The organism is Paenibacillus germinis (assembly GCF_013141785.1).
Lineage (GTDB): Bacteria > Bacillota > Bacilli > Paenibacillales > NBRC-103111 > Paenibacillus_E > Paenibacillus_E phytorum.
Map to the genome: position 1 here is coordinate 145,759 of NZ_WHOC01000045.1, position 12,696 is coordinate 158,454.

The following is a 12,696-nucleotide window of genomic DNA, read 5'->3' on the forward strand; positions in this document are numbered from 1 at the left end:
ATAGCAGCCTTCTATCTTTGATTCACTTCGTTATTTTAACCCCTAGATGCAACCTGCTCATTCAGCCATGCTGCAATGTCATCCATGACTTCATCCCGATTCACTTCATTTAACATTTCATGTCTGCCGCGGGGATATAGCTTGCTGCTAACGTTTTTAAGCCCAAGTTCCTTGTACATGCTAAGCAGCCTGCGTACCCCTTTACCTCCACCAACCGGATCATCTTCACCTGCGAATACGTATAAAGGTAAATCTTTACGTATTTGGTTGACATGCTTAGCTTGATGAATCTCCTTTAGTCCTCTAAAGAAATCTCTGAAATAACCCGATGTAAACGTAACGCCGCAATAAGGATCTTCTACATACTTATCAATTTCGCCTCCATCATTACTTAACCAATCGAATGGCGTTCGATTCGGTGCGAATCTTTTATTAAAAGCTCCAAATGAAAGAGACGTAACAAGCTTACTCCGGTGATGATCTCCACGAATAGCTGCTTCTGCTGTAGCAATACCAATGCCAGCATACAAGGCTGCACCCTCTTTTCCATTGGAGCCTGACAGAATGATGCCTTGAACGTTGTCGGGATGTTCATTTATATACGACACCATGTAGTGCTGCGTTAAGAACGAGCCCATACTATGTCCCATCAGAAATAATGGAATCTGCTTTGGATACCTTTTATGGATCTCACTAGTGATCTGCCCCATATTTTCAACCATACCATGAAAGCAATCTTTGCCAAATTTACCTACGGCTTCAGGTGTTCCTGCAGTTCGTCCATGCCCCAAATGATCGTTCGCATAGACAGCATAACCTTGGCTTGTTAATAATGCAGCTAGCCTCTCGTACCTAACGGCCGTCTCGGACATGCCATGTGCGATTTGCACAATCGCTTTTATTTCACTGGACTCATCAGGCAGCCATTCATATACATAGTTATTAATCTGCTGAGAGTCTTTCCATATAAAATGCTGCTTCTGCATAAGATCCCTCCATTAACTTTCCATTTCACTCCAAAATAATACGCCTGTTCTTCATCATTATACGGCTTCCGCTTCATGAAAACAGCCCCCTTTCCGAAGAAAGAGGGCTTGTAGACCACTTTTATACTTAACCGCTCTAATGCTAGCCTTTACTCGTTTGTTTGACTGATTTTACTGCTTGCAATTGGGATTGCGGTTGAGATGACGCGTCGAATCGTTTTCTCTCTGTTTTATCGATTTGAGCAATTTTACCGTCGTGAACGACGATTTGAACGGAACCGTATTCCAACCCGTTTAACATTTGTTTAATTCTATCCACCCAAACATCGTCTAACTCTAGTGGTTTCGCCATTCTATTGCCTCCGCTTCCTTAAATTGTCCAATCGTTCCAATCTTTTTTCTGCTTTTGAATAAAGGCTAACCAGTTCCCTGTTTTCTCAAAAAGTTCTTTCGCAGAACCTGTTGTTGAATAAGTATGATCTGCTTGATAAACAAGCTCGAGTTCGCATTGCCCCTCTGATCGCATCCAGAACATCTTCTGGTATAATGGCGCATAATCGACTGGTATCGTATCGTCCGCAGTACCGTGTATAACGAAGACATCACCGTTAAATTTACGCAGTTGTTCAAACGGTTGATGCTGGGATAAAGAATCAAAAAATTTACTTGTCAATACATAGCCATGATGATCGATCGCTCCACCTATAGGAAGTTTCTCGTATTCAGATTTGCTTACAATTCTTACAATATCATTGTGTGGATGAGCGACAGCTGACCATAGCACGAGTGTTTTCACGCGATTATCTCTCGCTGCCGTTAGAACTGCAGCCGCACCGCCTAAGCTATGACCCACCAAGATCACACGACTAAGATCTACACAATCAATCGTTGATGCATAATCAATAACACTTCGCGTTTGTTCAATCAGAACATCCAGCCCGCCAGCACCATAGTCGCCAGTACTCTCACCGCAACCACCGTAATCGAAACGGAGAACTAGGTATCCTTGCGAGCTAAACTCACGAGCTGCTTTCACAAATAGCCGATCCACCCCTATCCGACTGCCAATAAATCCATGACAGATGATAATAAGCGGCCAACGTTGACAATCAACTTGCGCGGCTCCTGATTGATTTGTCGGGTAATGTAACGTTGCGGCCAATTCGACGTCGTCGCTTTGAATTGTGATAGCATGCTCCATGATGTTAACTCCCTTTCGCGTTCGCATATAATTCCGATAAGTTTAGTATGAATTAGGTATAAACCAATATTAGCATCACCTACTAGAGGTGTCAATCCTATTTTTAACATATTTTCGGCAATTATCATTTGCCCTAATTTGATGTTTTTCACTTTATTATGTGGATAGAAAAGACTCCCACCTTACTCTAGTGAGAGTCTTTCCATATTTACCTTTCATTAACCGCGCTTCACTCGTTGTCTGACGATGAATTGCTTATACTGATAATAAATCGCACATCCGATGCAATAGCCCAACAAGGCTGCACCTGCAGCTAAGAGTAAAAAGCCAGTAAAGATATACCCCACCATACTCCAACCGATGGTAAAAGAAGTAAGTGATAAAGTAAGAAATATTACAGCCAAAGCATTGTTAAACCTTGTCAACTCTGCGGCTTGTGTTTCAGTACCGCTTCGAGATAGAAACGGTTCAGACACCACCACGAACAGATTCCATTTCCCACCACCTATAAAGCCAAGCAACTGAATCACCCAAAGCAAGCCAACTAGCCAAGTCCATTGAAACGCAAATGCCAGTAGGACAAAGACAACAATACCCGTTTGATTGGCCTTTACATAGGAAATTGGAACTTCTTTCACCCTCATCCCCCCTTGGTCAATCCTATTTCACTAACCAGTCCGTTATAACAAAATCTTTCTTCGCTAATCCTTGCTCCACAAGAAATTTCTTCGTTTCTTCTATTAGTTTTAACCCATCCGGTGTGCTTGATTCAACGGGCCACTGCTCGATCTTGAAGGAAGCTTTCACAACGTCCACTGGATAGCCGGATGCTTCCGCATAGAATTTGAAAAACTCTTCACTGTTCTCACGAATTTCCTTCACTGCTTTCGTACGAAGATCGTTCCAAAGTTTAGGAAATTGAGGATTTTTAGCCAAATAATCTTCCGTAACTACGGTTAGACTTGAGCCTTGTAGAACCGGATGTTTGGCCGCTTCATCAATAGCAACATATCCTTTTTTCAGAAGTAAAGGACCGAAACCAGTCGGATAGGCGTATGCTGCAATGTCACCGCGGGATAGCGCAGCTTCGCCATCAGCAGGCAATAAATGCAGGATCTTTACGTCTTTATCAAGCCCTTGCTCCTTAAGCAAGCTAGTTAGATATCGGCTCATATAGGAGCCTTGGGAAGTAGCTACCTTTTTACCTTTGAGATCAGAGAGCGTCTTAGGTCCATCTGCTTTAGCTACCAACCAAGCATTCATATTGATTTGCGTTTGGTTAATTAAACGCGTTTTCAGACCTGCAGCTTTCCCATTAATTGCGGGAGTATCCCCATAGATTCCAACATCCAGCGTTCCCGCGGTAATCGCTTCGTTCAAGTTAGGACCATTCGGGAAGTTGAAATATTTGAACTCCTTAACGCCGTATTTCTTGAGTTCGCTTTCCAAGTAACCTTTGGATTGCGCCCAGCCTTCCGGTCCTGTTATGGTCTTATTATTATTCGCCGAAATAAAACCAATACGAAGTGTTTCAGGCAATGTTGTTTTTGCATCTGATGCTGCTGGCGTCGTTGCTGGAGCCGTTGTTTTCGTCGATTTTGCCCCGCAAGCCGCTAAGAATACTGTAAATAAAGTTAAAATAAGAGCAATACTGAGCACTTTCAATGATCTCTGTGTCATATGTCTTTGGACCCCCTGATAGTTATGTGGAATGGATAATGAACGAATTAATGTGATGCACGCATACGCTGGAAAATGATATATGAACCGTCTGAGGAGGCTGTCGAAACTCTGCCTTTTCCCCAGCCTATGTTCTCTTTATAGCTTCCTAATAAACCTTCTTGAACTAACTCCCCTTCGTTGACTGCAATCGTTTGTTCCGCTACCGGAGAAACGTAAAGAGCATCCGTTGGGCAGTATAACTCACACATGAAGCAGCTTTGGCAGTCCGATTGTCTGGCGATAACCGGAATATCTCCCGCTACGGATTCGAATACATTCGTAGGGCATACGGATACACACTGATTGCAGCTAATGCAGCGATCCTTACTGAGCAGTTCAATCATTACACAACAGCCTCCTTTTTGACGATTGAAAATGATGGGTCAATCAAAGGCTTTGCCCAAGTTGTATCCAAACCACCGCTAATGATGCGATATTGCTGGGCTTGATCAACTCGCGGGAAATCCTCCCGGCGATGCATACCGCGTGTTTCCTTTCGTTCCAAACCACTGGTATACATCCATCTAGCTGTTGCCGTCATAGCAGCTGCTTCACGAACTCGAACAACATTCCCATCACTAGCTTGAATACCCTGTTTCAGCTCATGCCACAGATGATTTAAGCGTCCCAGTGAATCTTGTAAACCTTCTCCTGTGCGGAACCAATTACGGTCATACGGAAATACTTCCGCTTGAACGGCTTTGATAATTTCTTGCGTATCAGGAGCATCGGATCTTGTCGTTGCTTGTTTGGGTACACCTGTTGCTTCGGACAATCCTTTAGCCTTCCTATTTGAAGCTCCTACACCCAGTTTCAGCGCATATTTAGCCGATGCCTCACCAGAGAAATACCCTGAGGACATAGCCCAAGCTGCGTTGTGACTTCCACCGCCGGTAAATCCACCGCAGATTAACTCTCTTGTCGCTGCATCTCCTGCTGCATAAAGACCAGGCACTTCCGTCGCGCACGTTTCGTCAATGATATGGATACCGCCAGTCCCCCTTACAGTGCCTTCAAACCGCAAAGTGACTGGAAACTTTTGTGTGAAAGGATCAATGCCCAGGCGATCAAACGATAGAAAAAAGTTAGGCTGCGCCTGACGCATCGCTTTTTTGACGATATCATCAGCCTTATCAATTCTAGCGAATACTTGCTGCGTCAGCAGCGTTCGAGCAATCACTGAACGCCCCTTTTGCGAGCCAGCGCCTTCTATTACGCTGCCATCTTCATAGTAAAATGTTGCCCACGTATAGAAGGCAGACTTCGTTACAGGTGAAAAGGCTGGCGCTAAAGAATACGCGGTGGAGAATTCCATTCCCGATAAGTTAGCTCCCGCTTCAGCCGCGAGCAAGTACCCATCACCTGTCAAGACATTCGTCCCCAAAGCCTTACTAAGGAAAGCACATCCGCCTGTTGCAATCACGACTGAGGTCGCATCCACACGCCATGTATCTTTCGTTTGGTTGTTCACCCCAGTTGCCCCTGCAACACCATGCTCATCAGCTAGCAGTTCAAGCGCTGGACTGTGGTCCAGGATGCGAACTCCCGCTTTCTGCACTTGCTTGCGCATCAGCTTCATGTATTCAGGCCCTTGCAAGCTCTTCCGGTGCGAAGTTCCTGCTTCGTCAAGCGGGAATGGGTATCCCCAAGCAGCAATTTGATTCGTATTGGTATACGTTTGGTCTAGGACTTTCTTCATCCAACCGCGATCAGCTAAGTAACCGCCAAGCGCTTCTCTACTCTTCATAGCTTCTTCACGCTCATCCGCATTGGGATTCACGTACCATAAGCCTGTGCCAGATGGTGCCGTAGCACCGCTCGTTCCGCAGTACCCTTTATCAACCAGAATGACTTTCACTCCTTCTTTCGCCGCTGTGATGGCTGCCCATGCGCCAGAAGGTCCCCCACCAATAATTAGTACATCCGCTTGGAGCTGCAAATCAAATTGAGTCATTCCTATGTCCTCCTTTATTTTCACTCTTCTATTCGTTAAATCGAGAATGCATCTGCCGCAATTCTTACCTGCTCATATGATTGCTTCACAAGAAGCCGATCCAAAATGGTCTTCTCATAATAAGCGAACCCACTATCATGCTCTCTTGGTCTAGAAAGTGAGATCTTTAAGTCCAGACCTATTTTCCCATCTTCAATAATGATGACCCTGTCAGCTAAAGCTACAGCTTCACTAACATCATGTGTGACCAACAGGACCGTGAATTGCTTCTCCAACCATAGCTGCTCAATCAGCTGCTGCATTTCAATCCGAGTTAAAGCATCCAAAGCGCCTAACGGTTCATCTAGAAGCAGCAGACGTGGATTCCCCGCCAGTGCTCTTGCCAAGGCTACCCGCTGCCTTTGACCACCGGAGAGAACAGCAGGCCAATCATCCCGTTTATGTTCAAGCCCAACTTGCTGGAGTGCTTTAAAGGCAATTTCTTTGTCGCCGGATTTAACACCGATCCGCACGTTATCGATATTCTTTTTCCATGGCAGCAAACGGTGTTCCTGAAACAGTACCCTCGTATCTTCATGAATACCATTGATCGCCTGAGCATCTAATAAGATCGCACCACTTGAAGCCTCATCGAGTCCTGCAATTAAACGAAGCAATGTACTTTTTCCACATCCACTGCGACCCACTATCGCTACAAATTCTCCCTGTTTAATCGATAAATCAATCCCAGATAACACATGTGTTTGTCCAAATGCTTTGTTTACATTCCGAATGTGCAGCAGTGTGCCTCCGCTTTTCATGCTCATGACTATTCCTCCTTCTCTAGGCTTTATTCAAGTAGTTGTGATGCCACTTCAGCCAACGATTTTCAAAATACTTGGCAATTAAATCAGATAATTTCCCCAATAGTGCGTACAAGATTACACATAACACGACAACATCCATTTGCATAAACTCTCTGGCATGCGTTGCCATATAACCAATTCCGGAATCCGCCGCAATCGTTTCAGCTACAATTAAACTAAGCCACATGATGCCTAACGAAAATCGGATGCCAAGTAAAATGTTCGCTAATGCCCCTGGTAAAATCACTTTCGCAAATAACGCGAATCCTTTAAGGCCGTACACTTTGCCCATTTCTACTAAACCTGGATCTACGGATCGAATCCCATGAAACGTATTGAGGTATATGGGGAAAGCAACTCCCAATGAAACAAGGAACAACTTTGATGTCTCACCGATACCAAACCACATAATAACGAGAGGAATCATCGCTAGGTGGGGAATGGTTCGAACCATTTGGACTGAAGAATCAATATATCGTTCGGCTATTGGGAATACCCCATTTAGCAAACCAATTACGAATGCGATGCTCCCGCCAATCAGGAACCCCAGAAAAGCCCGCTTCGTGCTCACGGCTACGTATTCGAAAATAGTTCCATCTTTAATGACACCGTATAAAGCAGTTAAAACCTCCCAAGGCGTAGGCAGAATGCGCTCAGATAACCAACCGGATAATCCAAGAACTTGCCAGAGAAGCAGTATGAAGATCGGTATGACCCAAGGCTGCCAAAACTTAGATTCAGTTAATGATGAAGTGCGATTAGCTAGCATGCGAATCCCTCTTTCTTCTCATAAAGTAAAGTGGCGTTAGAAAACGGAAAAGACTCCCGATTCATGCCTCAGAGTACAAAGCAAGAATGGGAGTCTCCAGTCTTCTGGTCGACTCTTTTATTTAATTTACTAATTCATACCTGTTTACTTGGTTTTTATTTGTTTACTATACTATCACCTGTTTTAAGCAGCGTCAATGACTTTTTCTGCATACTAAAAGACTATTCACAGAAGAATAGTTATTTTCAGGCAGCGATTATTCCTTCTGAAATATCCCTTCATTAATAAGCTTGTCTTTTAACATCCGAAAATCATGTTTAAACTCGTATTTTAGTCGCGCAAAACATGCAATATCACTTGTATATTTACTTATCAGAAAAATATTTCATCATTCTTGCATAAAAATGAGATTAGGCGTATTGACAAATCAGACCATCCGTTGGTATAGTCAATTTATTATTCCGAGTAAATAGCTATGATTAATGAAATTAGGTGGTGTAATGTGGGAAATAAGGTTTTTAAAGCTACGGTTCGATCTGTGCTTATCGGCTATTTGTTAGTACTTCTTGTCATCCCCATAGGTTCCATCTATTTGAAAGGATTTTCGTTAGGTTGGGATCCATTTTGGAAAGAGGTTACAGGACCATTAGCCTGGAAGTCCATTCTGTTAACCATTAAGCTCAGCGTTGTCTCAACCATCATTCAAGCGATTGTAGGTACCATCATTTCGTATGTTCTCGTCCGCTATACCTTCCGCGGCAAAAGTATTTTAAACAGCATGGTAGATCTCCCCTTCTCACTCCCGACTTCCGTAGCTGGTTTAATGTTCCTAACCCTATTAGGACCTTCAAGTCCACTAGGTGTCTGGCTCGACCATTTGGGAATTAAGCTGCTTTATAATCAAACGGCTATCGTGATCGGCCTTGTATTTGTTACCTTTCCTTTTGTCATTCGAACTGTTCAACCTTTACTTGAACAAATCGATCCAGCAGAAGAACAAGCCAGCTTTACGCTTGGTGCGGGAAGATTTTACACCTTCTGTAGAATCGTGTTCCCCGCCATTTTCCCAGGTATCATAGCCGGCAGTATGCTCGCCTTTTCTCGATCACTTGCCGAATTTGGAGCCATCTCCCTTATATCAGGCAATTTGCCTGGTAAAACGATGGTGGCATCGGTCTATATATATGGTGAAACACAGAACTTTAATCCCGAAGGTGCAGCCGCTATCTCTCTCGTGCTCCTGACATTGTCCGTCCTTATTCTCTGGATCATCAATGTACTGACACGCGGAAAGGGGCGCCTAGCATGAGAAAAGTATTGATCAGTATTTCGTTTCTCGTAATTTTCTTACTTATTATGTTACCTTTTCTTGGTATTACCTTTGGTGCTTTTGAAGAAGGCCCGCAAGCTTTTTTCGACGCTCTTGTACGACCTGAAGCCCTTCATGCCATGAAAATTTCTTTAATTATCGTTGTGATTGTAACCATTCTTAATGCCATTGTCGGCATTTACGTTTCCTTAGAAATTGTCAGAGGTTCTTGGATCTCTCGCTGGTTGAAACCTGTCATTAATGCACTTATTGATCTACCATTTGCTGTATCTCCTATCATTGTTGGTTTAATGGTTATTTTGATCTTTGGTCCAAACACGGCATTTGGCACCTTCATGGAAGATCATAATATGAAAATTGTCTATGCTGTACCCGGCATGGTCTTAGCAACGATGTTCATTACGTTCCCTTTGATGGTACGTGAAGTGGTTCCTTTACTTGAAGAGATTGGTACACAGTCGGAAGAAGCTTCTGCTACTTTAGGGGCTAGCGCCTGGCGTACATTCATTCAAATTACATGGCCAGGTATTCGTTGGGGCGTGCTGTACGGTCTCATCCTAACGATCGCACGAGCACTTGGTGAGTTTGGATCGATCCTAGTCGTGTCTGGCAATATCATTAATCAAACGCAAACAGCTACAACCCTTGTTTATCAAGATGCCGAACAATTCCACCTCGTGGCAGCGAACAGCGTTGCTTTCGTCTTAGGTCTCGTATCGATTTCTATTTTATTAGCACTTGAGTGGTTGAAAAGAAGAAGTGAAAAATTGAGAAGCCATTAAGGAGGAGCCCCAGCATGCATATCGAAGTCAAAAACCTAAATAAACATTTCGGGCAGTTTCATGCCATCAAGGACGTTAATTTCAGCATTACGAAAGGTCATCTGGTAGGATTGATCGGGCCAAGCGGAGGCGGCAAAACGTCCATTCTTCGCATGTTGTCGGGATTAGAAAGCCCCACCTCTGGCGATATTTACTTCGACGGGAAACTAGCGACTCATCTTCCAGTTCAAAAAAGAGGAATTGGCTTCGTGTTTCAAAGCTATGCCCTCTTCAAGCATATGACCGTTTTTGAAAATGTGGCCTATGGCTTAAAGGTATTGAAAAAGCCAAAGGATTTCATTCAAGATCGCGTTACTTACCTTCTAGGTTTGATGGGGCTTGCCGGTAGTGAGCGTAAGTACCCTCATCAGCTATCTGGCGGTCAACGCCAACGGGTTGCTTTTGCAAGAGCATTAGCACCCGAACCTCAACTGCTCTTGCTTGATGAACCTTTTGCAGCCATTGATGCTAAAATTCGTAAAGAGCTGCGTGTTTGGCTCAGAAACCTCATCGATGAGTTTAAAGTAACAACCCTATTCGTCACCCATGATCAGGATGAAGCCATTGAGGTTGCGGACGAAATCATTCTCGTTCAAGGCGGAAAAATTGAGCAGCAAGGAAGTCCTTGGGAGATTTACACGAAGCCCGCTTCCTCTTTTGTGGCCTCGTTTATTGGAGAATCCAACATCATTTCGCAATATACCCCACTAATCGGGTTCCCTTACTTAGAAGAATTGCAGAACGATGGTCAATGGCTTCCAGACGTTAACGTGATGATACGACCAGAATCCATTGAAGTTCGCAATCATGATGTTTCTCATCTCGCTACAGCTGGGGAAAAAGGGAAAGTAACACATGCTCATTTCCGTGGGGATTCCTGGTATTTGGAAATTGATACAGGCGCCCTAAAGCTATTTGCTTACCAGTCCGTGAAGGAGAAGATTTATAAACCTGGAGATGAGGTAAATATCCTCATCCATCACATTTCCGTGTTTACGAAAACGGACAATAAGTTGATTGAGAATCAGGCTAAACAAGATCCGCTGCCTGTTTTTATATAATAATTTCTATACATTAATAGGGGAGTTGTAAACCATGAAAAATTTCAAAACGCTTGGCTTAATCACCGCAACACTATTCACAGCAAGTATCGCACTTACAGCTTGCGGTACTGGCACGAAATCTGCAAGTACACCTGCGGCATCAACAGCTGCTGCAACAACCGCGGCAAGCGCTTCTCCAAAAGCTGAAGGCGGTAAAGTGACGATTACACTAGGAGCATATTCGGTCGTCAAAGAATCCTTCGATCTCATTATTCCAAAATTTAAAGATCAATGGAAAAATAAAACAGGTCAAACTGTTGAATTCCAAGAATCCTATGTGGCATCTGGTGCGCAAGCTACTGCCATTATCCAAGGTTTTGAAGCTGACATCGCTCCACTTTCTTTGGAAGGTGATATTCAAAAGATCGCTGAAAAAGGCTTAATTACGCACGACTGGAAAAACAATCCTTACAAAGGTAATATCACAGCTTCAATTGCAGCAATTGGTGTTCGTGAAGGTAATCCTAAAGGAATTAAAGACTGGGCTGATTTGACGAAACCGGGTGTTGAAGTTCTGATTCCTAATCCGAGTACTTCCGGCGGAGCCAAATGGGATATTAATGCCATCTATGGCGCAGGCCTGAAAGCTTCCGAAGCTGCAGGTAAAAAAGACCCAGCTGCAGCAAAAGATCTCGTAAGCAAAGTATACAAAAACATTAAAGTATTGGATAAAAGCGGAGCAGATTCCCTTACTACCTTCGATAAAGGTGTTGGCGATGCGATCGTAACTTATGAAAATGAGCTTCTAGCTCGTATTCAATCCGGTAAAAAGTATGTAGAAGTCATTCCACAATACACAACATCCATTGAGAATCCAGTTGCCCTTATTGATAAATACGTAGACAAACATGGTAATCGTGAAGTAGCGCAAGCGTTCCTAGACTTCTTATATACACCAGAAGCCCAAACAGTATTCGCAGAAAAGGGCTTCCGTTCCGTTCTACCTGAGGTTGCTAAGAAATACGAGAAAAACTATACTACGCCTGCAGGCTTATTCAACATTGAATACCTCGGCGGTTGGGATAAAGTGAACAAAGAGCTTTATGGCAAAGGCGCAATCTGGGAAACCATCCTTGCAGAAGGTGGAGCCAAGTAAGAACAAAGGAAAAGCCCGGTGCGAATGTGCAATTCGCTTCCGGGCTTTTTTGTTATACGTTATGAGTGCAATCCTTATCTTCCGTCTCCATCAAGCAAATTACCAAGACCGCCTAAGATACTTCCCTCTTCTTTCCTTCCTCCAACTCTTGATGCTGAAGCCATACGGTCCGCCAGCCTACTGAACGGCAAGGATTGGATCCAGACGCGCCCAGGTCCGCGTAACGTAGCGAAGAATAAGCCTTCTCCGCCGAATAGCGCAGTTTTAACGCCTTTGACCATCTCAATATCGTAATCTACTTCTTGTGTCATTGCCACGAGGCAACCCGTATCCACGCGAATCACTTCTCCTGGGCGGAGCACACGTTCACAGATGGAGCCACCCGCATGAACAAAAGCCAAACCATCGCCTTCAATCTTCTGCATGATAAAGCCTTCACCACCGAAGAATCCAGCCCCTAGCTTACGCTGAAAAGCAATACCTACTGAGACACCTTTCGCTGCGCATAGGAAGGAATCTTTTTGACAAACTAATTTACCACCGAGATCTTGCAAATCCATCGCTATGATTTTCCCAGGATAAGGTGCAGCAAAATTAACTTGTTCTTTCCCATGTGAGCTGTGATTCGTAAAAACCGTCATAAACAAGCTTTCACCCGTTAATAATCGTTTACCAGCTCCAAGCAGCTTGCCCATGAACCCTTTATTATCACTGCTGCCGTCTCCAAATACAGTCACCATCTGGATGTTTTGATCCATCATCATCATACTACCGGCTTCAGCTACCACACTTTCACCCGGATCCAACTCGATTTCTACATACTGCATTTCACTTCCTAAAATACGATAATCAATTTCATGTGCGTTCAT

The 12,696-nt window shown here is 43.9% G+C and carries 14 protein-coding genes; 4 read left to right on the plus strand and 10 right to left on the minus strand.

Annotated features, from left to right (window positions below):
• Positions 1 to 35 precede the first annotated feature (35 nt).
• The 9 genes from GC102_RS08985 to GC102_RS09025 form a co-directional block, all read right to left on the minus strand.
• Positions 36 to 986: an alpha/beta fold hydrolase gene (locus GC102_RS08985; RefSeq protein ID WP_171689194.1), complete on the minus strand. Its 951-nt coding sequence runs from the start codon at positions 984 to 986 to the stop codon at positions 36 to 38.
• A 142-nt stretch (positions 987 to 1,128) separates the two neighbouring features.
• Positions 1,129 to 1,338 carry a YezD family protein gene (locus GC102_RS08990; protein WP_057302418.1) on the minus strand — a complete coding sequence of 70 codons (210 nt, stop codon included), beginning with the start codon at positions 1,336 to 1,338 and terminating at the stop codon, positions 1,129 to 1,131.
• An 18-nt stretch (positions 1,339 to 1,356) separates the two neighbouring features.
• On the minus strand, positions 1,357 to 2,187 hold the full coding sequence (locus GC102_RS08995) for an alpha/beta hydrolase family protein (protein WP_171689195.1): 831 nt from the start codon (positions 2,185 to 2,187) through the stop codon (positions 1,357 to 1,359).
• A 218-nt stretch (positions 2,188 to 2,405) separates the two neighbouring features.
• Positions 2,406 to 2,825, minus strand: a complete 420-nt coding sequence (locus GC102_RS09000) for a DUF4395 domain-containing protein (RefSeq protein WP_171689196.1) — start codon at positions 2,823 to 2,825, stop codon at positions 2,406 to 2,408.
• 22 nt (positions 2,826 to 2,847) lie between these two features.
• On the minus strand, positions 2,848 to 3,867 hold the full coding sequence (locus GC102_RS09005; protein WP_171689197.1) for an ABC transporter substrate-binding protein: 1,020 nt from the start codon (positions 3,865 to 3,867) through the stop codon (positions 2,848 to 2,850).
• Positions 3,868 to 3,914: 47 nt separating this feature from the next.
• Complete coding sequence (locus GC102_RS09010; protein ID WP_171689198.1) at positions 3,915 to 4,253, minus strand: 4Fe-4S binding protein; 339 nt, start codon at positions 4,251 to 4,253, stop codon at positions 3,915 to 3,917.
• Complete coding sequence (locus tag GC102_RS09015) at positions 4,253 to 5,863, minus strand: FAD-dependent oxidoreductase (RefSeq protein WP_171689199.1); 1,611 nt, start codon at positions 5,861 to 5,863, stop codon at positions 4,253 to 4,255. Before GC102_RS09015 ends, GC102_RS09010 begins: the two co-directional genes overlap by 1 nt.
• Positions 5,864 to 5,898: 35 nt before the next feature.
• A complete protein-coding gene (locus tag GC102_RS09020) occupies positions 5,899 to 6,669 on the minus strand; it encodes an ATP-binding cassette domain-containing protein (protein WP_171689200.1) in 771 nt (256 codons plus the stop codon).
• 16 nt (positions 6,670 to 6,685) lie between these two features.
• On the minus strand, positions 6,686 to 7,477 hold the full coding sequence (locus GC102_RS09025; RefSeq protein ID WP_171689201.1) for an ABC transporter permease subunit: 792 nt from the start codon (positions 7,475 to 7,477) through the stop codon (positions 6,686 to 6,688).
• Positions 7,478 to 7,979: 502 nt separating this feature from the next.
• On the opposite strand from GC102_RS09025, the gene cysT reads away from it, so the two are divergent.
• From cysT to GC102_RS09045, 4 genes are read left to right on the plus strand one after another with little or no spacing between them, the layout of a single operon-like run.
• Positions 7,980 to 8,786, plus strand: coding sequence for a sulfate ABC transporter permease subunit CysT (gene cysT / locus GC102_RS09030; RefSeq protein ID WP_312883205.1), 807 nt, complete (start codon positions 7,980 to 7,982; stop codon positions 8,784 to 8,786).
• The gene (locus GC102_RS09035) at positions 8,783 to 9,589 is read left to right on the plus strand and encodes a sulfate ABC transporter permease subunit (RefSeq protein ID WP_171689203.1); all 807 of its coding nucleotides are present in this window, start codon (positions 8,783 to 8,785) and stop codon (positions 9,587 to 9,589) included. Before cysT ends, GC102_RS09035 begins: the two co-directional genes overlap by 4 nt.
• A 14-nt stretch (positions 9,590 to 9,603) precedes the next feature.
• On the plus strand, positions 9,604 to 10,689 hold the full coding sequence (locus GC102_RS09040) for an ABC transporter ATP-binding protein (RefSeq protein WP_171689204.1): 1,086 nt from the start codon (positions 9,604 to 9,606) through the stop codon (positions 10,687 to 10,689).
• A gap of 34 nt (positions 10,690 to 10,723) precedes the next feature.
• Positions 10,724 to 11,827: a sulfate ABC transporter substrate-binding protein gene (locus tag GC102_RS09045; protein ID WP_171689205.1), complete on the plus strand. Its 1,104-nt coding sequence runs from the start codon at positions 10,724 to 10,726 to the stop codon at positions 11,825 to 11,827.
• 74 nt (positions 11,828 to 11,901) lie between these two features.
• Here the strand turns inward: GC102_RS09045 and GC102_RS09050 are convergent, their stop codons facing one another.
• On the minus strand, positions 11,902 to 12,696 hold the full coding sequence (locus tag GC102_RS09050) for a TIGR00266 family protein (protein ID WP_171689206.1): 795 nt from the start codon (positions 12,694 to 12,696) through the stop codon (positions 11,902 to 11,904).

What these genes read in the sequence shown, in the direction of transcription:
- GC102_RS08985 (WP_171689194.1), bottom strand. Translation starts at nt 986, where the DNA reads ATGCAGAAGCAGCATTTTATATGGAAAGACTCTCAGCAGATTAATAAC.
- GC102_RS08990 (WP_057302418.1), bottom strand. Translation starts at nt 1,338, where the DNA reads ATGGCGAAACCACTAGAGTTAGACGATGTTTGGGTGGATAGAATTAAA.
- GC102_RS08995 (WP_171689195.1), bottom strand. Translation starts at nt 2,187, where the DNA reads ATGGAGCATGCTATCACAATTCAAAGCGACGACGTCGAATTGGCCGCA.
- GC102_RS09005 (WP_171689197.1), bottom strand. Translation starts at nt 3,867, where the DNA reads ATGACACAGAGATCATTGAAAGTGCTCAGTATTGCTCTTATTTTAACT.
- GC102_RS09010 (WP_171689198.1), bottom strand. Translation starts at nt 4,253, where the DNA reads ATGATTGAACTGCTCAGTAAGGATCGCTGCATTAGCTGCAATCAGTGT.
- GC102_RS09015 (WP_171689199.1), bottom strand. Translation starts at nt 5,863, where the DNA reads ATGACTCAATTTGATTTGCAGCTCCAAGCGGATGTACTAATTATTGGT.
- GC102_RS09020 (WP_171689200.1), bottom strand. Translation starts at nt 6,669, where the DNA reads ATGAGCATGAAAAGCGGAGGCACACTGCTGCACATTCGGAATGTAAAC.
- GC102_RS09025 (WP_171689201.1), bottom strand. Translation starts at nt 7,477, where the DNA reads ATGCTAGCTAATCGCACTTCATCATTAACTGAATCTAAGTTTTGGCAG.
- GC102_RS09035 (WP_171689203.1), top strand. Translation starts at nt 8,783, where the DNA reads ATGAGAAAAGTATTGATCAGTATTTCGTTTCTCGTAATTTTCTTACTT.
- GC102_RS09040 (WP_171689204.1), top strand. Translation starts at nt 9,604, where the DNA reads ATGCATATCGAAGTCAAAAACCTAAATAAACATTTCGGGCAGTTTCAT.
- GC102_RS09045 (WP_171689205.1), top strand. Translation starts at nt 10,724, where the DNA reads ATGAAAAATTTCAAAACGCTTGGCTTAATCACCGCAACACTATTCACA.
- GC102_RS09050 (WP_171689206.1), bottom strand. Translation starts at nt 12,696, where the DNA reads ATGAACGCACATGAAATTGATTATCGTATTTTAGGAAGTGAAATGCAG.